At 69.5% G+C, this 20,736-nt stretch carries 16 protein-coding genes; 14 read left to right on the top strand and 2 right to left on the bottom strand.

What is annotated here, in order from left to right; all coding sequences use genetic code 11:
- Positions 1-31 precede the first annotated feature (31 nt).
- The 12 genes from GTW08_RS07265 (at position 32) to GTW08_RS32910 (ending at position 15,073) form a co-directional block, all read left to right on the top strand.
- Entirely contained in the window at positions 32-916 is an 885-nt protein-coding gene (locus GTW08_RS07265) for an ABC transporter ATP-binding protein (RefSeq protein WP_237453614.1), read from the top strand.
- A gap of 5 nt (positions 917-921) precedes the next feature.
- Positions 922-2,163: an MlaD family protein gene (locus GTW08_RS07270; protein WP_161151628.1), complete on the top strand. Its 1,242-nt coding sequence runs from the start codon at positions 922-924 to the stop codon at positions 2,161-2,163.
- The gene (locus tag GTW08_RS07275) at positions 2,160-3,551 is read left to right on the top strand and encodes an MlaD family protein (RefSeq protein WP_202416585.1); all 1,392 of its coding nucleotides are present in this window, start codon (positions 2,160-2,162) and stop codon (positions 3,549-3,551) included. The genes GTW08_RS07270 and GTW08_RS07275 overlap by 4 nt, the downstream gene beginning before the upstream one ends.
- Positions 3,551-4,849 carry an MlaD family protein gene (locus GTW08_RS07280; RefSeq protein ID WP_161151629.1) on the top strand — a complete coding sequence of 433 codons (1,299 nt, stop codon included), beginning with the start codon at positions 3,551-3,553 and terminating at the stop codon, positions 4,847-4,849. The genes GTW08_RS07275 and GTW08_RS07280 overlap by 1 nt, the downstream gene beginning before the upstream one ends.
- Positions 4,849-6,222, top strand: a complete 1,374-nt coding sequence (locus GTW08_RS32660) for an MlaD family protein (RefSeq protein WP_161151630.1) — start codon at positions 4,849-4,851, stop codon at positions 6,220-6,222. Before GTW08_RS07280 ends, GTW08_RS32660 begins: the two co-directional genes overlap by 1 nt.
- Entirely contained in the window at positions 6,222-7,559 is a 1,338-nt protein-coding gene (locus GTW08_RS07290; protein WP_161151631.1) for an MlaD family protein, read from the top strand. The genes GTW08_RS32660 and GTW08_RS07290 overlap by 1 nt, the downstream gene beginning before the upstream one ends.
- Before the next feature lie 9 nt (positions 7,560-7,568).
- Entirely contained in the window at positions 7,569-8,870 is a 1,302-nt protein-coding gene (locus GTW08_RS07295) for an MlaD family protein (RefSeq protein WP_161151632.1), read from the top strand.
- Positions 8,867-11,353 carry an RND transporter gene (locus tag GTW08_RS07300; protein WP_202416587.1) on the top strand — a complete coding sequence of 829 codons (2,487 nt, stop codon included), beginning with the start codon at positions 8,867-8,869 and terminating at the stop codon, positions 11,351-11,353. The genes GTW08_RS07295 and GTW08_RS07300 overlap by 4 nt, the downstream gene beginning before the upstream one ends.
- Entirely contained in the window at positions 11,350-12,552 is a 1,203-nt protein-coding gene (locus GTW08_RS07305) for a peptidyl-prolyl cis-trans isomerase (RefSeq protein WP_161151633.1), read from the top strand. The genes GTW08_RS07300 and GTW08_RS07305 overlap by 4 nt, the downstream gene beginning before the upstream one ends.
- Positions 12,549-12,770: a hypothetical protein gene (locus tag GTW08_RS07310; protein ID WP_161151634.1), complete on the top strand. Its 222-nt coding sequence runs from the start codon at positions 12,549-12,551 to the stop codon at positions 12,768-12,770. Before GTW08_RS07305 ends, GTW08_RS07310 begins: the two co-directional genes overlap by 4 nt.
- Positions 12,771-13,007: 237 nt before the next feature.
- Positions 13,008-14,270 carry a styrene monooxygenase subunit StyA gene (styA, locus tag GTW08_RS07315; RefSeq protein WP_161151635.1) on the top strand — a complete coding sequence of 421 codons (1,263 nt, stop codon included), beginning with the start codon at positions 13,008-13,010 and terminating at the stop codon, positions 14,268-14,270.
- Between the two features lie 263 nt (positions 14,271-14,533).
- Positions 14,534-15,073, top strand: a complete 540-nt coding sequence (locus tag GTW08_RS32910) for a MarR family transcriptional regulator (protein ID WP_202416596.1) — start codon at positions 14,534-14,536, stop codon at positions 15,071-15,073.
- A 45-nt stretch (positions 15,074-15,118) separates the two neighbouring features.
- On the opposite strand, the gene GTW08_RS07325 is transcribed toward GTW08_RS32910, so the two are convergent.
- Together GTW08_RS07325 and GTW08_RS07330 are read right to left on the bottom strand one after the other, a co-directional pair.
- Positions 15,119-16,810 (bottom strand): PucR family transcriptional regulator, encoded by a 1,692-nt coding sequence (locus tag GTW08_RS07325; protein ID WP_161151636.1) that lies wholly within the window; start codon positions 16,808-16,810, stop codon positions 15,119-15,121.
- A 561-nt stretch (positions 16,811-17,371) separates the two neighbouring features.
- Positions 17,372-18,622, bottom strand: a complete 1,251-nt coding sequence (locus GTW08_RS07330) for a glutamate-cysteine ligase family protein (RefSeq protein WP_161151637.1) — start codon at positions 18,620-18,622, stop codon at positions 17,372-17,374.
- Between the two features lie 140 nt (positions 18,623-18,762).
- Here GTW08_RS07330 and GTW08_RS07335 point away from each other — a divergent pair, with 140 nt between their 5' ends.
- Both GTW08_RS07335 and GTW08_RS07340 read left to right on the top strand, forming a co-directional pair.
- Entirely contained in the window at positions 18,763-20,010 is a 1,248-nt protein-coding gene (locus GTW08_RS07335) for a CaiB/BaiF CoA transferase family protein (protein ID WP_161151638.1), read from the top strand.
- Position 20,011: 1 nt separating this feature from the next.
- On the top strand, positions 20,012-20,710 hold the full coding sequence (locus GTW08_RS07340; protein ID WP_161151639.1) for an SDR family oxidoreductase: 699 nt from the start codon (positions 20,012-20,014) through the stop codon (positions 20,708-20,710).
- Positions 20,711-20,736 lie beyond the last annotated feature (26 nt).

A 20,736-nucleotide genomic window follows, 5' to 3' on the forward strand; every position in this document is an offset into this window, starting at 1 on the left:
ATTCCCGAATTCATCTAGGAGCTCCCCACTCATGCGATACGACGACGACATGGACATGACGCGTCCCATCCCCATCCCGGCCGGCGTCGGCGCCCCCCACGGTCAGGGGCAGCAGGCCCCCGCCGCCGGGCGGCAGAAAGGTGCGGCACCCGGTACGAACCAGTCGCACTCGATGCAGGTCCGTGGTGTCTACAAGTCCTTCGGCAGCAGCCACATCCTCCAGGGCATGAACCTGGACTTCGCCGACAACGCGATCACGACGATTCTCGGGCCGTCCGGTACCGGTAAGAGTGTTCTGATCAAGCACCTCGTGGGCCTGCTCGCTCCCGATGCCGGTGACGTCCTGATCTTCGGGCAGGACATCTGGAAGATCAGCGAGGCCGAGCGGTACGAGCTGCGGAAGCGGTTCGGCGTCCTCTTCCAGGACGGCGCCCTCTTCGGATCCATGAACATCTTCGACAACACTGCCTTTCCACTGAGGAAGCACAGCAACCTCTCTGAGAAGGAGGTGAAGGAGATCGTGATGGAGCGGCTCCAGGAGGTCGGCCTCGAGCGCGCCATCAAGAAGCGTCCGAACGAGGTCTCCGGTGGCATGCGCAAGCGCGCGGGGTTCGCCCGCGCGCTCGTGCTGAATCCCGACATCGTCATGTTCGACGAGCCCGACTCCGGTCTCGACCCCGTGCGGACAAGCCTGCTGAACGACCTCATCCTGCAGATGCACGCGGAGCACAAGGGGACCTACATGTTGGTCACCCACGATATCCGGACAGCCCGCAAGGTCAGCGACTACGTCGGGCTGATCTGGAAGGGGAAGGTCGTGCACTACGGCGAGGCCGATGCGGCCTTCGCGTCGCAGGATCCCTTCGTCCGCCAGTTCCTGAGCGGCGAGTCCGCCGGGCCGCTTGGAATGGACTGACGGCGATGAAGAACAAGTTCCTCGGACTGTGGGCCGTCCCGATGGTGTGCCTGATGGTGCTTGCGACCGGAGGCTGGGCCCTGATCGACAGCATCCCGTACCGGGTCAGCGTCGTGCTCCCCACCGCGCCGAACGTCATCGAGGGCGGCAAGGTCCTGGTCAACGGCTTCGAGGCAGGCCAGGTCGACAAGGTCCGATCGGAGGACGGCAAGGCCGTCCTCGAGATGAACCTCGAGAAGGACTTCGCGCCGCTGCACGACGGCGCGGAGGTCAGCGTCGCCTGGCGGGCCGTGCTCGGCGAGCGGCAGGTCGTCGTCAAGGACGGGCCGGCGACCGCGCCCGAGATCCCGGACGGCGGCCGAATCTCCGGCGCCATGCCGGAGCCGATCGAGGTCGACCGCGTGCTCTCCGCGCTGGACCCGGAGACCCGCACGCGGCTGGCCGGCACGCTGCAGGGCCTCGACCAGACACTCACCGGGAGCGAGCAGGATGTCAACGCGACCATCCGGTCAGCCGGTCCTGCGCTCGGTGCACTCGGTGACGTCCTGCGCGGGCTCGGCAACGACGGCCCGGCGATCAAGGAGCTGATCGGGCACACCTCGACCGTGGTCGACACCCTGGTCAAGCGGGACGGCGACATCCGCTCGATCGTCAGTGACCTCAGCACCAGCGCCGCGGCCACCGCTCAGCAGCGCCAGCAGCTCGACGCGGCGCTGAAGAAGCTCCCCGGGACCCTGAACACGGCGAAGACCACCCTCGACCAGGTCCCCGAGACGGTCGACAAGACCCTGCCCCTGCTCGAGAAGCTCCAGCCGGTGGCCGCGAAGCTGCCGGAGTTCTCCCGCAACCTGAGCCCGGTGCTGCAGGAGCTCCGCCCCACGGTCGGTGAGCTGCGGCCGACGCTCGACTCGGCTTCGACGCTCCTGAACCACACGCCCGCGCTGCTCGACAGCGCGCACGCCACGGTCCCCGGGGTCGACTCGCTGGTCCGGGACGTCACACCTGCTCTGACCTACCTGCGCCCGTACACCCCGGAGCTCCTCGGGTGGATGTCGAACTGGGGGTCCGCAACAGCCAACTACGACGCGAACGGCCACTACATGCGCTCGACCATCAACGAGGGGGCGAGCTCCCTGAACGTGAACCCGGGCGTCATGCCCCCCGGGATCGAGAAGGACCCGCACCCGGTTCCCGGCGCCATCGAGGGCCAGCCGTGGACCGACGCGTACGGCGGAGGTGCGCGATGACCACGTCATCTCGACGCACCGCGACCACTGTCGCGAGGGTCGCCGTGCTCGCCGTCGCCGCAGCTGCGGTCGTCAGCGCCGCAGCGACGCCCAGCGCTTTCCTCGACGACGAGCCGCAGCGCGTGACCGCGATGTTCGCCGACGCCAGCCCGATCCTGGAGGGCAACGACGTCCTGATGGACGGCGTGCCGGTCGGCAAGGTCGAGTCGATGCGGGTGGTCGGCGACCAGTCCGCCGTGACCGTCTCTCTCGACCCCGAGGCGATGCCGGTGCATCGCGACGCGCGGATGACGATCAAGCCGGTCAGCCTCCTCGGTGAGCGGTTCATCGAGTACGACCGTGGCAGCCCGGAGTCGCCACTCCTGGGGCCGAACGAGCCGCTCCCGGTCGAGCAGACCGGGCGGCCGTCCGACCTCGACCAGCTGCTGAACGCGATCGACGACCCGACCGGCAAGGCGCTCGCCGGGCTGGTGACCACTCTCGGCGACGGCATGCGGGACAACGGCCCGAATGCCGACGCGGCGGTGAAGGCCCTCGCCCCGGCGATGGTCGACACCGAGAACCTGGTGCGCGTCCTCGATGAGCAGAGCGCGACGCTGCAGCAGCTCATCGACAACACCGAGCCGGTCGCCGGCGCCCTGGCTGCCGACGACGGCAAGCGGCTCGACGGACTCGTGAACTCCGCGAACCAGCTGCTCGGTACGACCGCCGACCGGCAGCAGGCGCTGAACCAGACGCTGCTGCGTGCACCGGACACCCTCGCCCAGACCCGCGGGGCGCTCGAAGACCTCGCCGGTGTCACCCGCAGCGCGACGCCGACGCTGCAGTCCATGCGGCCGACCACGGACAACCTCGTCGCGATCAGTGAAGAGCTCCAGCGCTTCGCCGACTCGGCGGATCCGGCCCTGGCCAGCTCGAAGCCGGTACTCGACCGGGCCCACGAGCTGCTCGTCGAGGCGCGGCCGGTGGTCGCCGACCTCAAGCCGGCAGGTGCGGACCTGCGCGGTACCGCGGCGGGGCTCGACCCGCTGGCGAACGAGTTCACCAACCGCCTCCCGGGCTTCTGGAACTTCATCCAGGGCTGGGCACTGACCACCAACGGGTACGACGGTCTCTCGCACTACTTCCGCGCGATGGTCACGGTCAACACCGACCAGATCACGCACGCCCTGCCTCCGGCGGCACCGCTGCTCGACGGCAACCCACCGCCCGACGCCGCCCTCCCCGCGCCCGAGCAAGCTCCGGTCCCGCAGATTCCGGGTGTGTCGCCCGACGGTGCGCCGCTCCCGGGGCTCCTCGAGCCCGGCCCCTCGCCCGACGGCGGTGCGACCGGCCTCGCGGAGGAGCAGGAGTCCGGTGCTCTCGACTACCTGCTCGGAGGCAGCTGATGGCCAGCCCCAAGTCCACGAAGGGACGTTCCCTTCTGATCGGGACCGTCGCCCTCGTCTGCTTCGTCGCAGCGGTCTACGTCGGTGTGAACGCCCACAAGGGGCTTCCCGGCGCTCAGCTGACGACGTTCACCGCCGCGTTCGAGGACACCGGTGGCCTGCGGGCGGGTGACGACGTCCGTATCGCCCGGGTCCGAGCCGGCCGGGTCGACAAGGTCGAGATCAAGGACGGCACCGCCGTCGCGACCCTGTCGCTCGACGGCGACCGCGACCTCTACAAGAACGCCACGGCGTCGATCGACAGCCGATCCGGCCTCGGCCAGAAGATCGTGAACATCGACCCGGGCACCCCGGACGCCGGCGAGCTCCCCGAGAGCTCGATGCTCCCGAAGGAGCAGACCGTCAAGTCGGAGAACCTCTCGGACCTGCTCGGGGTGTTCGACGACCCGACCCGCGCCTCGCTGACCAGCACGCTCACCCAGACCGGGCAGGGCATCGGCGGACACGGCCAGGACATCCAGGACGTCGTCCGCAACGCGCCGCAGATCCTGCCGGACCTCGGTACGGTGTCCCGCTCGCTGACCGAGGACAACGGCCAGGACCTCAGCGAGCTCCTGCAGGCCGCGAACTCGCTGTCCGGCCGGTTCGCCGGCAGGCAGGACCAGATCGCCGCCCTGACCGGTGATCTCGGGACCACGCTGAACGCGATCGCCGCGGACCGGTCGGTGCCGCTGCGGGACACGCTCGACAAGGCTCCGGACACGCTGTCGGCGGCTCGCGAGGCGATGACGGCGCTGCAGCCGCCGCTGTCCGACCTGGACAGCGCAACGGCTCAGCTCCAGCCCGGTGCCCGTGGTCTGGGAGACGCGACCCCCGACCTTCGTGGCGTGCTCCGCGAGGCGGTCCCGCCGCTGGACGGCGTTCCGAACGTGTCCGAGCAGGCGCAGCCGGCTCTGGGCGAGCTGACGGAGACGATGACCGACGCGCGGCCCTTCGCCCCACGGGCGGCCGCCGCACTCTCCGACACGAACCCGGTGCTCACGACCCTCTCGCCGTACGCCCCCGAGGTCATGCTGTTCTTCGAGAACTTCGCGGATGCCCTCTCCAACGGGCAGGCGGGCAAGGGTGACCCGAACAACCGTCACCTGCGGGTGACGCTGATGCTCCACACCCAGTCGGTCGACGGTCAGCTCGGCATCAAGGACCCGTTCGTCGCCCGCAACCCCTACCCCGCCCCCGGCGCAGCCGGGCAGGACAGCACGGGCTCGCTGCCCCTGCCGACGACCGGAGGTGAGTGATGAACGTGCTGTCGCATGAACCCCCGGCGGAAGCAGCGGAGAAGCCCAGGAAGCGTGCCTTCGGGTGGCTGAAGTCTCCGTTCGCCATCGGCGTGGTCGCGATCGTGCTGACCTCGCTCGTCGGATACGTCATGTTCCAGAAGGACATGCTGCTGACGACGCTCGTCCCGGGTGACGAGGTGAAGATCAATTTCGCGCAGGACTACCGCCTCCGCGAGTACGTCACGCCGGTCAAGGTCGGTGGCGTGAAGGTCGGGAAGGTTTCCGACGTCGAGCGTCTCGACAACGGAACTGCCATGGTCACGGTGAAGCTGGACAACGGCACCGCCGAGAAGATCGGCTCCGAACCGGGCGCCGCGATCCGGCCGACGATCCTGCTCGGGGGCAACTACTACCTCGAGCTGATCCCCGGTGGGGCGCACGACGACCAGGAGTACAGCGAGGTCATCCCGCCGGAGCGCACCTCGGTCCCGGTCGAGCTGGACCAGATCGCCTCGGTGCTCCAGCCCGACGCGATCACCGGGGCCCGCAGCGCCTCGCGGCAGCTGGACGCCACGCTGGCCGGCGACGGCCGCAGCGCGATCCAGGACATCGCCCGCACGGCGCCAGCGGCACTGGCGCCTAGTTCGGAGGTGCTGCGGGGCCTGTCGGGGACGCGGGCGGACGACCTGACCAAGGTCGTCGCCGGGCTGGACGCCACGTCCCGGACGCTGACCGCGCAGGACGGGCAGCTCGACAGCATCGTCGCGAACCTGGCGACCACCAGCCGGGTGTTCGGTGCACGAAGCCAGGACACGGCAGACCTCGTCGCTGACCTGCCGGAGACCCTCGACACCGCCGACGCCGGTCTCCGGCGCCTGGACACGACGCTGGTCAAGCTGCGCGAGACCGCGGGCCCGGCCGAACCGATCGTGGAGGAGCTCGGTCCCCTGGTCGACCGTGCCACTCCGGTCCTGTCCCGTGCGCTTCCTGTCGTGCGTGACCTCCGCGGTGTCCTGAGCGACACCCGCCCGATCGTCGACGACCTGGTCCCGGCCAGCCAGACCGGCACGGCGGTGCTCGACGACCTGAAGGGCCCGGTCCTGGACCGGCTCAACGGCCCGGTGCTCGACACGGTGATGAACCCGTACCTCGGCGCGGGGACCTACGCCGGCACCGGTGACGGGGAGACCCCCTTCTACGAGGAGCTCGGCTACATGGTCTCCAACATCGACCGTGCGTCGAAGCTGACGGACGCGAACGGCGCAAACGTGGGCTTCCAGCCCGGGTTCGGGGCGGGCTCGGTCGAGGGCGTGCCGATCAACATCGAGTCGCTCTGGAAGAACCTCGCCAATCTCGAGAACCCGGACGGCCCGGGCACCGGGGGGAACTGATGAGTCCGCGTGCGAATGCGATCAAGCGCACCTACGAACAGGCGCGCAACGAGCCCGGCCTGATTCGCAACATCCTTGTCGTGGCCGGACTCGTCGGCCTCGCCGTCGTGGTCGGCGGCTACATCTTCAGCCAGGCCCGTGCCAACTGGCCGTGGGAGCAGGAGTTCGGTTTCACGGCGACCTTCGACACGGCCCCTGCCGTGAGCCCCGGTAACGGGCAGGAAGTCCGCATCGCCGGCGTCAAGGTCGGCGAGATCCGGGACGCCGACGTGAACGAGCGGGGCCAGTCCGAGCTCGCGATCACCATCGACCCGAACTACAAGGTCTACGAGGACGCGAAACTGGTCCTCCGCCCGAAGAGCCCGCTGAACGAGATGTACATCGAGTTCTCCCCGGGTACGCCGCAGGCGCGTGAGCTGCAGGAGGGCGACACCCTCCCCGCCACCGCCTCGGTGGCACCGGTCCAGGTGGACGAGGTCTTCGGCAACCTCGACGCGAACACACAGGACGCGCTCGGCACCCTGCTCGCCCAGTCCGACGCGGCGATGGCGAGCTTCCCGGAGGCGCTTCCCCCGGGAGTCCGCGCGACCGACGCCATGCTGCAGCGGATGCAGCCGCTGGCCGAGGCGCTCCAGACCCGCCGGGACCTGATCGCGCGGCTGGTGACGTCGCTCGGGACGATCTCCGAGACCGTCGGCAAGAACGACAAGCGGTTGGCGGATCTGGCGACGTCGATGCAGAAGACGCTGCAGACCACCGGCGACAACAGCGAGGCCGTCGACGCCATCCTCCGCGAGCTGCCTCAGGTCACCGATCGCCTCCGTGAAGCGACCGGGGGCGTCCAGGGCCTGTCCGACCAGCTCGACCCGACGCTGGACAACCTGCGCGAGGCCAGCGCCACGCTCCCTGGGGCGCTGGACCGCATGACCACCACCGTGGACACCGCGGGCGAGGTCGTCGACAAGGCTGCCCCGGTCCTGGCCGAGGCACGACCGGTCGTCGCCGACCTCCGGCCGCTCGTCAGCGATCTGAACGCATCGCTGCCGAACTTCAAGTCCGCCTCCGGCCGGCTCGACGAGCTGACAGGGAACTCTCTCCCGTATCTCGACGACCTGCAGGCCTTCGTGTTCAACACGAACTCGGTGTACAGCCTGAAGGACGCCAACGGCGGGATCCTGCGCGGGATGCAGCAGTACGCCCCCGAGTCGGTGACGGGTCTGCTCGGGCTGACCCAGAGCCACCCGCAGCTCTTCCAGGATCCGTCCGGCGCCGGCGTCCCGCCGGGGGCCGATCCCCGGCCGCTCCTGCCCGAACTGCCCCTCGGATCCGAGAACTAGGCGGACGACATGCGTGTTCCAACCACCGTACTGCCGCACGCGCGGCTACTGGTCCTGGCCGGTTTCGCTGCCGCCTGCGCTGCACTCTTCGGCTACCTCTGGGTGAACTCGGGCGGGCGCATCCCGCTGGTGTCCCAGGTCGGCTACCGGGTGAGTCTCGAGGTGCCGGCCGTGTCGAACCTGGTCTACGACTCCGACGTCATGGTCGCCGGCGTCAACGTCGGCAAGATCGTCGACATCGAGGCCGTCGGAGACACGGCGTCGGTTGAGGTCGAGATGCACGACAACTTCCCGCTGCACGAAGGTGTCAGTGCGGAGATCCGGAACAAGACCCTGATCCAGGAATCGTACCTCGACTTCACCGACGGCAAGGGCGGCGAGATCCAGGACGGGACGAAGCTCCCTCCGGGTACCGGCAAGCCGGGTGTCGAGCTCGACGACGTCTACCGGTCTCTCGATCAGCCGACGCGTGACTCGATCGGCCAGATCGTTCGGTCGTCCGGTCTGGCCACGAACGACAGTGCTGCGGCACTGACCGATGCGGTCGCCGGACTCGGCGAGGTCGGCCGGGAGGGCGGCACGGTCACGGATGCGCTCGCCGCCCAGTCCGAGGACCTGAAGACCCTGACGGGGCAGACAGCGACCCTGCTGGCCGCGCTCGACACCAGGGACGGGCAGATCGCCCAGCTGGTCAGCGACTCCCAGGCGGTCTTCTCCGCCACGGCGGAGAACGACAAGAAGCTGACCGAGACCATGCAGACGCTTCCCCCGCTGCTGGACTCCGTGCGAGGGGCGAGCGACGACCTGACCACGCTGTCCGGTGCGCTCGCCCCGGTCGCGCGGGATCTCGACACGGCCGCACCCGACCTCTCGGCGGCGCTCACCCAGCTCCCGGGTACGTCCACGGACCTGCGTGGAATGCTGCCGTCCCTCCAGGGAGTGGTCGACCGTGCCCCCGACACCCTGACCCGGGTCCCGGCGGTCGCGGACGACGCGAGCTCGCTGGTCGGAACGCTGAACGTGGCGATGTCGGACGTCAACCCGATGCTCGCCTACCTGCAGCCCTACGACCGTGATGTGGCCGCCTTCTTCACGAACTTCGGCCAGGCCCTGAACCGGGGTGACATCAACGGGAAGACCCTGCGGATCTTCATGGTCTACAACGAGCAGACCGTCAAGGGTGTCCCGGTCGACTTCAACCAGTCGCCCCTGCTGGCGAAGTCGAACGCCTACCCGGAGGCGGGTGGATCCGCCAACCCGGGACCGTTCACGGGTGAGTACCCGCGGATCCAGCAGGACCCGCCGCGATGACCCGCCGCGACCACGCCCTCGCCCGGGCCGTCCGCCGACCGTTCGCGGCGGCGGCGGCCCTGGGCCGGAACGGAATGACCAGGGCGGCGGCGGCGACGAGCCGCTTCCGTCCCACCGAACGGGAGGGCAGCCGCGACCCGGCCGCCCCCGGTGCGCCGCTCCGGCGCCGGCTCGGCGCGGTCGTGGGTGTGGTCGTGGCCCTCGTCCTCCTCGTCGGAGGGCTGGTGCGGGTCGAGGTCGCCACGGGTGTGGACTCGTTCCTGCCGGCGAACGACCCCGCGGTCGATGCACTGCACGACTACGCAGGGACGTTCGGTTCGGATGCCACGGTCGTCCTCCTGGAATCCGCGGAACCGAAGTCGCTGCTCGCGGAGGAACAGCTCCAGTCCCTGCTCCGCCTCGAGGGAGAGCTGGCGAGGTTGCCGGACGTGTCGGCGGTGTACGGACCGGCGACCGTCCTGAACCAGGTCGCCGGCCGGGCACAGGACCTGCTCGCCGAGCTCGTCGGCCGGCGGGACGGCGTGCGCGGAACCGCCGAGGCACAGGCCGCGGCGAGCGGTGCCTCCCCGGAGGAGGCCGCGAGAGAAGCGGACCGTGCCAGCGCGGAGTTCGACCGCCGTTACGGGACGCTGCTCGCGCGTGGGCTTCCTTCCGGCCTGCCGACGATCCGCAACCAGGCGTTCGTCGAGAACGCGATCTACGACGACCAGGGCAGGCCGCGGCCGCAGTGGCGTTTCGTCGCTCCGTCCGACCGGTCGGTCGCGCTGCTCGTCCGCCCTCGCCAGGAGCTCGATCAGGGAAGCACCGAGGTGCTGGTCGACCGCGTCCGCGAAGCGGTCGCCGGAGCAGGGCTGAAGACGACCCGGACGACGGTGTCGGGTGTTCCCGCCGTCGTCGCCGGGCTCGGCCACCAGGTCAGGCAGGAGATCCCGCTGCTGGGTGGGCTGGCGATCATCGGCGTCGCCATCTGCCTTCTCGCCACACCGTGGGCGTCGGGCCGCCGACGGCGGCTCATGCCGCTGGCGGTCACGTTGCTGGCGACGGCGGCGACGATGGCCGCATACGGATGGGTGGGTCGTCCCCTCTCCCTGGGGGTGGTGGCCTTCCTGCCCGTCCTGCTCGGTGTCGGGAGCTACTACCCGATCTACTGGGCGCAACGCGCCGAGCGCCGGGTGGTGGTGACCGTCGCCGTCGCCACCGCCGTCAGCTTCGGCGCACTCGCCTTGTCGCCGATGCCGTTCGTCCGCGACCTCGGCCTGTCTCTTGCGCTGGGGGTTCTGGCCTCCTGCGGCATCGCAGCGGTGATGACGAGGAAGTGGCGCGCGGCGGACCCGTCGGCGGACGAGACCCCCGAGACGCCGGAGATACGGCCCGAGCCGGCCTCTCCCACCTCCCACTCCGTCGACAGCGCGGTCTCGGGACGGCCGATCCTCACACGGATCGCGGCGGTGGTCGTGGCAGGTCTGGTCGCTGTCGCCGGGTGGGTGTCCTTGCCGTCCATCCCGCTGACCGCCGACTTCACCAGCTTCACCCAGGGCCTGACCGCCGGCGACGACGTCGAGCACCTCCAGCGTTCGCTGGGCACCTCCGGCGAGGTGGACGTGGTGCTGCGCGGGCCGGACGTCACCTCGCCCGAGGCATTGGCGTGGATGAGCACCGCAGAGCAGACCATCGTGAGCGGACACGGCGACGTGTTGCGACCGGTGACCTCGGTGCCGCAGATGATGCGCTTCCTGGGGAACGAGCCGACCCCGGAACAGATCTCCGCGGCGCTCCGGCTGCTACCGCCGTACCTGCTGGGCGCGGTCGTCGGTCCGGACCATGACGTCGCGAGCCTGGCGTTCGGCAGCACCCAGCAGGACGTCGTCGAGCTCACGGAGCTCCGCGACACCGTCCTCGGCGACCTGCCGGCGCCCCCGCCGGGCTACGAGGTCGAGGTGACAGGGCTGCCGATGCTGGCTGCACACGGCTACGACCTGATCAATGGCGAGCGCTACCTCGCGAACGGTGTGGGCGTGCTCGCGGCCGGCGCGGTCCTCCTCATCGGCCTCGGCCGCCGGCGGATGGATGCCGTTCGCGCCGTGCTCGCAGCGGCGATCGCGACCGGTCTCGGGCTGTCGCTCATGTGGCTGTTCGGCATCGCGCTGAACCCGGTCACGGTCGCGCTCGGCGCGCTGACCGCGGCGGTCGGCTGTGAGTTCAGCGTGATGATCTCCGAGGCCGCTCGCAGCGGCCGGATCCGGCTTCGGCGCTCGGTCGCCCTCGCGGCGGCCACGTCGGGCGTCGGATACCTCGTTCTCGCGGTCTCCGGCCTGCAGGCGATCCGCGAGTTCGGACTGTTGCTCGCGGTGTCGGTGCTCCTCGCCCTGGGGACCGCGCGGCTCGTGGTCTGGGCATGGCCGCCCGGGCCCGCGACCCGGCCGTCGGTCACCTCTCGGGAGCACGACCCGCGATCCCACGAGTTGACGGGAGTTTCGGCATGAAGTTCAGCCTGCCGAAGGAGCGGCTGGGTGAAGCGCTCGGCGCGCTGACCCGGCTGCCCGGCAAAGCCAGGGACGGGTTCGTCGCCAGTGGACGACGGACGAAGGTCCTGATCTCGGCCGGCCTGGTGGTCGTGCTCGCCCTGGCGGTCGGAGGCGTCACCTGGTGGCGTATCGAGGCGCTGCCGGACGACGCCGCCTTCCGCCTCGCGGGCCGGGTCGTCACGACCGACGAACTCGACCGCCAGGTGGACACGCTGCGCGCCCTCTACGGCGTCAACCCGCCGACCGAGCCGGCCGAGCTCGATGCGTTCCGGCGTGACGCCGCCAAGTCCTACGCGGTGGCGATCGTCCTGGACGACGCAGCCGTGGAGGAGGGGGTCGTCGTCGCGGACAAGGCCGCGAACGACTCCCTGTCCCGGTTTGTCGCTCAGCAGCTCGGTGAGGGACCGCAGGCCCGTCAGCAGTTCGTCGAGGCCCTCGGCAACTCGGGAACTTCGGAGCAGGCGGTACTCGACGAGGTCAAGCGCCAGATGACCGTCTCGCAGCTCATGGACAAGGTCACCGGCCCGATCACGGTTACCGACGACGAGGTGCAGCAGGCGTTCGACGAGCGGCACGACCAGCTCGGCACGCCCGAGAAGCGGCAGCTCTCCAACATCGTCGTCGCGGACCAGGCGGCCGCCGAACAGGCAGCAACCCGGATCCGTGGCGGCGAGCCGTTCGCGGAGGTGGCCCGGGCGGTGAGCCAGGACCAGTCGACCCGTGACAAGGGCGGGGACCTCGGTCAGGTCGCTGCCACGCAGCTCGAACCCGCCTACGGTAAGGCCGCGTTCGCCGCCGGTCCCGGATCGGTATTCGGTCCGGTCCAGACCCAGCACGGATGGAACGTGGGTCAGGTCGGGCAGACCACTGCACCGGTACCGGCGACGTTCGAGGGCATCAAGGACGCCCTCAAGGCGAAGCTCGAGCTGGAGAAGTCGACCACGGCGTGGCGGGACTGGATCGCCACCCGTATCGCGAACGCCGATGTCGAGTACGCCGACGAGTACCGGCCGGCCGATCCTGACGCCCCGCCCGGTGTCGCTGAGCCGGCTCCCGCTCCTGCACCGGAAGCGGAGGGGGCCGAGCCCGCAGCTCCCGGAGCTGCAACACCGGGGGAACCCGCGCAGCAGCCGTTGGCTCCGGAGCCTCCCCGATGACCTCCGAGGGCCTCGCCACCGCCGGGATCCTGCTCGCCATGGCGGTCGCACTGGCGGCCCTGGGGTTGTGGGCCCGCGGGAACGTCCAGGACCTCGTGCCCTCACAGATGTCCGGCGAGCAGCGGGACCAGCGGATCCGGGTCCTCCGCCGGGGCGGGGCGACCTGCCTGGTGGTCGCGGCCGTGTTCGTCGTGGTGGCGGTCGCAATCGCGATCTGAGCTGAAAACGAGGCTCGGCGCCGACCATGTCGGTTAACGACTGAGCAGTTGACGAGTAAGTAACTTAGAGCTATTCTAATCCGGCAGATGCACCGTTCTCCACCCGCCCGAGCCCACGCTCGGGCCGGACAGTGCCCGAGCCGGCCCGCGGGCCCGGAGCGCCGGGTCCCGCATTACCTGTCCACGGAAAGTCTCCCGAGAGCGACGTCGACGTCGCCCGACCACTGGAGAGTCAGAATGAGCAAGCGGATCGGCATCATCGGCGCCGGAACGGCGGGTCTGCAGCTGGGCCTGTTCCTGCGCCAGCACGACATCGAGGTCACGATCTACACCGACCGCCGTCCCGAGGAGTACGCGGCCGGTCGCCTCCCGAACACCGTCGCGCACCACGCGGTGACGGTCGAGCGGGAGCGCGCGCTCGGGATCGACCACTGGGACGTGAACGAGGTCGGCTACTTCGGGCACCACTACTTCCTCGGTGGCCCGAACCCGCTCCGGTTCTACGGCGACTACCACGCCCCGAGCCGCGGCATCGACTACCGGATCTACCACCCGCAGCTGATGGAGGACTTCACCTCCCGTGGCGGGAAGATCGAGTACCGCACCCTCGGCGAGGAGGACGTGGCGACCCTGGAGGCGCAGCACGATCTTCTCGTGGTGTGCACCGGTAAGGGCACCTTCGGCAAGCTGTTCCCGCGCGACCCGGAGCACTCGCCGCACGAGACCCCGCAGCGGGCTCTCTGCGTCGGTGTCTTCAAGGGCATCGACCAGCTCGACCAGCGCTCCGTTGTGTGGGGCGCGTCCCCGGGGCACGGCGAGATGATCGAGATCCCGTACCTGACCTTCGGTGGGATGGCGTCCGCCCTGGTGTGGGAGAACCACATCGGTGGTGACCTCGAGATCCTCCGTCACACCAAGTACGAGGACGACCCGGCGGCGTTCAAGAAGCTGATGCTGGAGAAGCTCCGCACGCACTACCCGATGACCTACGAGCGCGTCGACGAGAAGGAGTTCGACGTCGCCAACAGCCCGCTCGACCTCCTGCAGGGCGGCGTCGTTCCGATCGTCCGGAAGACCTCGACCGTGCTGCCCGGCGGGACGACCGCTCTGGCGCTCGGCGACGTCAACGCGACGGTCGACCCGGTCCTGGGCCAGGGTGGCAACATGGCGTCGCACGCCGCGTGGGTGCTCGGTGAGGAGATCGTCGCGCAGGACGTCTTCGACGCCCGCTTCGTCGAGGTCGTCGACGCGCGCCGCCGTGACCGCGTCCTCGCCGCGACCCGGTGGACGAACTTCATGCTGGGTGCCCTCGACACCCTGCCGCCGGAGTTCCAGGCGTTCATCGGTGCGCTGGCCGGTGATCGTCGTCTGGCCGACGAGTTCACCGACAACTTCAACTTCCCCGAGCGGCAGTGGGACGTCTTCGCGCACCCGGACCGGATCGGTGCGTGGCTGACGAAGGACCGCTCGGCCACGGAGCTCGTCGGCGCCGGAGCCTGATCCATCCTTGTCGGCCGGCGGACACGCCGGCCGGCCCTCGGGAGCCGAGTGCTCCATGGAGCCGGGTGGGCAGCCAGAGGGAGCGGCTGCCCGCCCGGCTCTTGGCGCGTCCTGTCACGGATCGCCGGTCTCGATCATCTAGCGAGAGGATCCCCATGTCCCGAAGTTCGATCGGGAGCGGCTTGTCCGGTCCGGAGCCGTCGGTCACAGCGGATCCGTCAGGACCGGGTACGGGGCAAGGCGAACGGTTCCCGCATCCGAGGGTGGAGTTACAGGTCGTCGACGGTGGCGAGGAGGTCGAGTACGACCGGGTCGACCTCGTCGAGCAGAACTGGCGCCATGAGCGGCCGGACATCGACGTCAGCTCGTTCGGCATCGTGACGCGGATCTGGCGGATCGGCCGGCATCTCGACGACAAACGCAAGCAGCTGCTCACGGCGATGTCGACCGATCGCGGCTCGATGGACGTCCTCGCGATGCTCCGGCGTTCCGGTCGTCCCTACCGGCAGAGCGCCGGGCAGCTGACGCGCTCCGCGCTCATCACCTCGGGTGGGGTCTCCCAGCGCCTGGACAAGCTGGAACGCGCCGGGCTGGTGATGCGCAGTGTCGACCCCGACGACCGGCGCCGGGTCGACGTCCAGCTCACCGACGAGGGGGTCGAGCTCGTCGATGCCGTGCTGGCCGAGCTGACCGCCCAGGACCACCACGCGCTCGCAGCGGCATTGGAGCCACACGAGCAGGAGATGCTGCGGTCGCTGCTGCGCAAGCTCCTGATGTCTCTCGAGCCCGAGCACGACGACTGAGGACGGCCCCGGCCGGCCGGATCGGACCGCGCCCGGTCGGGCCGATCAGGCTCGACGTGAGCCCAGCTTCTGCTGGATCGAGTTCAGCTTCATGGCCAGCCGCAGGTTGAACGTGACCTCGGGGTCCCGGAGATCGACGCCGAGCACCTCCTCGATGCGCTTGCACCGGTACTTCAGCGTCGAGATGTGGATGAACAGGGCGTTCGCCGCGGCGTTGAGTGTCGAGTGTCCGAGGACGGCTTCCGCGGTGCGGAAGAACTCGGAGTGCGCGTTGCCGTCGTGCTCGTACAGCGGTCCCAGCCAGCGCGAGACGAAGCTGTCGAGGCGCTTGCGGTCGCAGTCGGAGTAGAGGAACCCGAGCAGGCCGAGGTCCTCATAGAAGGTGACCGCATCGCGGCGATCGTGGTCCCGGAGGATGTCGGCCGCCCGGACCGCCTGGTGCTGCCCCTCGGCGAGTTCTTCCGGTCCGGAACCGCAGGGGCCGATTCCGCAGACGAGCTGCAGCCCCTCCCGCCGCAGGGAGGTGAGGCAGAGTCGCGCGTCCGTCTCTGAGTCGCGACTTCCCGCATCGGGGATCAGTGCGATGACGTGGCGCCCCATCGTCGTGACAAGAGGGTCCGAGCCGGCGCCGTTGCGCCCCCCGCGGAACCGCTCCGTGAGGATCTGCTCCGCTCGGCGGAGGTCCGGATCGGACGAGCCTCGTGCGGCCGTGAATGCGAGTGCCCGGTGCGGCGCGTTGATGTCGTGTCCGAGGACGGCAGCACGAGCGGGAATGCTGGAGAGGTCGTCGGCGCGCATCAGGTCGGCGACGATGGCGGAGCGCCGGAGCGCGATGTCGTCGGTGGCGTCCTGCTCCATCCTGAGGAGCCAGGACAGGATGCCCGCCGCCTGACGGAGAACGGCGATGCTCCATGCGCTTCGCCGATCGACCTCGGCGACCAGAAGGTGCGGTTGTCCACCGCCGACGCCGACCCTGGTCACCGCCCGCGCGAGACCGGCAGATCGTCCTGCCGTGAACACCGGCGTGTTCGACCGGGCCGCTCGGGCGACGGCGTCGCTGTCGCGGTGGCTCGCCATGTTCAGGGCGACGTGGTCCGCCTGTCCGGCAGCTGCGATGACCACACCCCTGGTGGTCTGTACGGCGACCGCGCTGCCAAGCGCTCGGGCCACGCGCTGGAGCAGACAGCCCACCGTGGGCTGGCCACCCGATCCGGCGTCGAAGAGCTCGATGAGCGTCTCCTGCGCTGCCGGATCGAGCCGTAGCCCGGTGTCGACGGTGGCCGAGGTGTCGCTCGACTCCGCGTCGACGTCGAGTGCGGCCTCCTGCACTGCCACCGCGACGATGCGGGACAACGCCGCCACGTCCGGAGCACAGCTCGCGACGAACTGGACCCTGCCCATCGTGCGCGTGCCGCGCGAGATCACAGCCGTGGCGACGAAGTGAGTGGTCCCGGACGAGTCGGCGTGTGCCTCGACGCTGAAACCGCCGTGATGACTGGACGTGCTCAGCCGTCCGAAGATCGCCGGAAGCTCCTGGTCGTGCAGCGCGCACAGTCGTGCGGGAGGACAACCGATCGACGCGTAGCAGCAGCCGAGCACGCCTGGGAACCGGAGGTGGATGGCTTCGTGGACACGCTCGATGGTGCGCAGCTCCCACGGCGTCAGCTGCGTGGCCGACGGCTCGTGGTCGGGATCGGTCGAGACGATCGGGGCATCGTCGACAGCGACAGCGTTCATCGGTCGCTTCTCCTTCGCGCGGCGGGACTCACTGATCTCGCGGCGTACAGCCCGAGGGGAGTGCCGGAGTTGGCCGGCCGGAGGCGTCGGCGGCAGCGCCTCCGGCCGGTCGGGGGAACGGTGGTCTGCGCTGTGGGGTGCAGGGCTGCCGTTCGGGATCGTGTCGTCGAGTTGTCGGGTCGACCAGCTCCTCGGAGAGATGGCGACGACGCGACCGGCGACCGAGGTGCGGCTGCACCGTGGCGAGGAGGCACGTCGTCGTGTCCTGGCAATGCGACGTGAATCACGATAGCAGTCGGTTAACTAGTGGTCAAAAACTTACTACTGAGAGATTCACTCAAGGGGTGATCACGTGGAGCACTCCCGCGCCGATCGCGACGCCGACCAGGAGCCACAGGAGTGCGACGCCGGAGTAGAGCCTGAGGCGCGTCTCCATGGGCGGGGGGACACGGAGCGGATAGCTCACGCCATGGGTGTTCCCACGGCCCCGTCGTGGTCGTCGGTGTGCGGGGGTGTGGCGGGCGTGCAGCATCGGACACCTCGCGAAGGTCGGACAGGTCCTCAGGCGGACTGAAGTGTCTGCACGGGAAGGTCGAAGGGGTGGAGACGCGGCGCGAACCCTGTCCGCAGGGCGTCGGACGCGACGCTCTGCGCCGGGGAGGCCCCGGCGGCGACGAACCGATCGGCGAAGCGTCGTACAGCGGCCCGTCGCTCCGGGACGGTGGTCGTAGCGGAGAGATGCCCCTCGACCTCGGCGAACAGGAGGGTCGCCGCCTGTCGGAGAGTCGGGTGGGCGAGACCTGAACGGGCTGCGTCGAGCCACAGGTGCTCGGTGCGGGGGAGGCCTGCGAGCAGCGAGTCCATGACGGCGTCGACGGTCAGTGCGGTCGCAGTCACCACGGTCGCCACTTCGAGCAGCGCCGAGGGGAGCGCGTCGATCATTCGGAGCTCGAGCCATCCCCGGGCGCGGATCGGGGGGAAGAGCGTCGTGAGGTGATAGGTGAAGTCGTCCGCTGTGGGCCATCCCGTCTCGTGGCCGTAGTCCATCCACTGCTCGAAGCTGAAGCCCGGGAGCTGGGAGTGCGCCGTGTCGCCGTCGCCGCGCACCAGCATGACGTCCGCGGTCAACGCGTACTCGAGCCAGGCGTCCGCCGCCGGCCGGACCGTGCACGGCGGCCGGGTGCGTGTCGGGGCGATCGACCACCAGATCGCCTGGCGGAGCGACTCCCAGCGCGTCCCGTCGGAGTCGACTCCGGGCGAGTTGGCGAACGCCGCGACGAGAACCGGGCCGAGCTGGTGGGCCAGGCGCCAGCGATCGGCGGGGCGGTCCGGGTGGTGGCTGATGTTGAGCTGGGTCGATGCCGTGTTGCACATCATCCAGGTCCCTGCCTCGCCACGAGCGGCGAAGTACTCTTCCATCGCTGCGTATCGCCCGGCTGTCAGGATGCGGCGGGGGTGGCGCGAGACGTCGACCGCGACATCGTGCACGGTCAGGCCGCTGCGACGGAGTCGGCCACCAAGCTCCGCGGTGTCGAGGTGAAGGGCGTCCAACGCTCGGTCGACCGACGTCGCCGGCTGGGTGGAGAGCTCGATCTGGCCGCCCGGCTCGATCGTCGGGCGACCCGCCGCAGGGAGCGGGGCGTCGCAGATGCGCTGGAGCGTATGAAGGTCCGCCCGGTCCGCCGGGTACGACACCGGGCGTAGCGGCCACTCGCGTTCGATGCCGATCAGCTCTCGGCCGTCTCCCCGTGTAGTCGCCTCGGTCAGTGACGCGGCGAGTGCACGGGTGAGGGTGCGACTGGGGGAGGGCACGGGTCTACCACCTCGATGGCGTTCGACGGTGAACGACTAGAAGGTAGCAGCGGAGCTTCTTCGTGAGAAGTAATTGACTGCTAAGAAGTTTGCTACTACGGTTCCGCCCCGAACCCCATCACACAACGACGAGGTGAGCGATGAGTGGTCCTCTCGACGGGATCCGGGTCGTCGATCTGTCAGCGATGCTGTCCGGCCCGTGGGCCGCGGACATCCTGGGCGACCAGGGGGCCGACGTCATCAAGGTCGAAGCCCCCGGCACCGGCGATCACGTCCGGGCACTGCGCAATCAGGTCGAGGGTCTGGCCTCGATGTTCGTCAACGTCAATCGCTCTAAGCGATCGCTGACGCTGAACCTGAAGGATGCCGAGGGCATCCGAGTCCTGAAGCAGCTGGTTGCCGAGGCTGACGTTCTCGTTCAGAACTTCCGGCCCGGTGTCGTGGAACGGCTCGGGATCGGGTACGACGACCTGGCCGAGGTCAACCCCGGTCTCGTGTACCTGTCGATCAGTGGTTTCGGAGAGCACGGCCCGTACGCGAAGAAGCGGGTGTATGACCCGATCGTTCAGGCGCTGTCCGGTCTCACCACGATCCAGGCCGGGTCGGACCAGGAACGGCCGAGACTGATCCGGACCGTCCTCCCCGACAAGCTGACCGCCGTCACCGGAGCGCAGGCGATCTGCGCGGCGCTGGTCGCCCGCGGGCGCACCGGCAAGGGGCAGCACATCCGGTTGTCGATGCTCGACACGGTCATGGCCTTCCTCTGGGCGAGCGACATGAACGCCTACACGTTCGTGAACCAGCCCGTCGCTCCCGAGAAGGCCGCCAGCTTCATCGACCTCATCTACGAGACCGCCGACGGCTACATCACGGTGTCGACGATGAGCAACCGGGAGTGGGAAGCCTTCTGCCGGGCTGCCGACCGCGAGGACCTGCTCGTGGACGAACGCTTCGACACTCCGTCCAAGCGTGAGGAGAACGTCGACGAGCGGCTCTCCGAGATCCAGAAGGTCCTGCTGCAGAAGCCCGGATCCGAGTGGATCGAGATCCTCGAGCGGCACGACGTTCCGTGCGCACCTGCTCTGCGGCGGTTTGAGCTTCTGGAGAACCCGCAGGTGGTTGCCTCCGGGAGCATCATCGAAACCGAGCACCCGGTCGCCGGGCCGATCCGTCAGGCGCGGGTCGCGGCGCGCTTCGAGGGCACGGCCACCGAATCCCCGCGTGGTGCACCCCGGCTCGGCGAACACAGCCGGGAGGTGCTCGGCCAGCTCGGGCTGAGCGCTGACGAGATCGAGCAGCTCGTCGAAGCCGGCGTCGTGGGCGCCGAGCACGGCGAGCCGACCCCCGACCCGGACGACGCCGACGTCGTCCAGACACGAGGAGCCTGACATGGCGACCAAGCTGATCATCGGAGCGGACCGGGGTATCGCCAATGCGATGTCGCGCCTTCTGCACGACCGTGGCGACGACGTCGTCGCCGCCTGCTTCGGTGACGGAGCCGATCTGGCCGGCCTCGGCATCGCCGTGGAGCAGGGTGTCGACGTCACCAGCGACGAGGCGGTCAGTGGTCTCGCGAAGCGCCTGGAGCAGCAGGGCAGGCGCCTCGAGTGGCTGGTGAACGTCGCCGGGATCATGCATCTCGACACCCTCGAGACGGTCGACTACGACGACGTCCGGAAGCAGTTCGAGATCAATACGCTGGGCCCCCTCCGCGTGGTCCGGGAACTCCGCGGCCTGATCGACGACGGCGCCAAGGTGGGCGTCCTGACCAGCCGTATCGGGTCTCTCGAGGAGAACGGCAGCGGCGGGGACTACGCCTACCGCATCTCCAAGGCTGCCGCGAACATGGTCACCCTCAACCTGCACCATGACCTGAAGCAGCGCGGTATCGCGGTACAGGCCCTGCACCCGGGCATGGTGCTCACCAACCTGCTGGACGTCGTCGATCCCGAGCTGATGTCCAAGTACGCCTCCGCGTACTCCCCGCCGGACAAGGCCGCCCAGCAGCTCGTCGACGTGCTCGACGCACTCACGGTCGAGACCGCCGGCAAGTTCCAGCACGCCAACGGGGAGATCCTCCCCTGGTGATCGACGGGTCCCCGTCACCTCCCCCC

The sequence above is a fragment of the Pseudonocardia sp. SID8383 genome (genome assembly GCF_009864975.1).
In the GTDB taxonomy this organism is placed as follows: Bacteria; Actinomycetota; Actinomycetes; order Mycobacteriales; family Pseudonocardiaceae; genus Pseudonocardia; species Pseudonocardia alni.

What these genes read in the sequence shown, in the direction of transcription:
- GTW08_RS07265 (WP_237453614.1), top strand. Translation starts at nt 32, where the DNA reads ATGCGATACGACGACGACATGGACATGACGCGTCCCATCCCCATCCCG.
- GTW08_RS07270 (WP_161151628.1), top strand. Translation starts at nt 922, where the DNA reads ATGAAGAACAAGTTCCTCGGACTGTGGGCCGTCCCGATGGTGTGCCTG.
- GTW08_RS07275 (WP_202416585.1), top strand. Translation starts at nt 2,160, where the DNA reads ATGACCACGTCATCTCGACGCACCGCGACCACTGTCGCGAGGGTCGCC.
- GTW08_RS07280 (WP_161151629.1), top strand. Translation starts at nt 3,551, where the DNA reads ATGGCCAGCCCCAAGTCCACGAAGGGACGTTCCCTTCTGATCGGGACC.
- GTW08_RS32660 (WP_161151630.1), top strand. Translation starts at nt 4,849, where the DNA reads ATGAACGTGCTGTCGCATGAACCCCCGGCGGAAGCAGCGGAGAAGCCC.
- GTW08_RS07290 (WP_161151631.1), top strand. Translation starts at nt 6,222, where the DNA reads ATGAGTCCGCGTGCGAATGCGATCAAGCGCACCTACGAACAGGCGCGC.
- GTW08_RS07295 (WP_161151632.1), top strand. Translation starts at nt 7,569, where the DNA reads ATGCGTGTTCCAACCACCGTACTGCCGCACGCGCGGCTACTGGTCCTG.
- GTW08_RS07300 (WP_202416587.1), top strand. Translation starts at nt 8,867, where the DNA reads ATGACCCGCCGCGACCACGCCCTCGCCCGGGCCGTCCGCCGACCGTTC.
- GTW08_RS07305 (WP_161151633.1), top strand. Translation starts at nt 11,350, where the DNA reads ATGAAGTTCAGCCTGCCGAAGGAGCGGCTGGGTGAAGCGCTCGGCGCG.
- GTW08_RS07310 (WP_161151634.1), top strand. Translation starts at nt 12,549, where the DNA reads ATGACCTCCGAGGGCCTCGCCACCGCCGGGATCCTGCTCGCCATGGCG.
- styA (WP_161151635.1), top strand. Translation starts at nt 13,008, where the DNA reads ATGAGCAAGCGGATCGGCATCATCGGCGCCGGAACGGCGGGTCTGCAG.
- GTW08_RS07325 (WP_161151636.1), bottom strand. Translation starts at nt 16,810, where the DNA reads ATGAACGCTGTCGCTGTCGACGATGCCCCGATCGTCTCGACCGATCCC.
- GTW08_RS07335 (WP_161151638.1), top strand. Translation starts at nt 18,763, where the DNA reads ATGAGTGGTCCTCTCGACGGGATCCGGGTCGTCGATCTGTCAGCGATG.
- GTW08_RS07340 (WP_161151639.1), top strand. Translation starts at nt 20,012, where the DNA reads ATGGCGACCAAGCTGATCATCGGAGCGGACCGGGGTATCGCCAATGCG.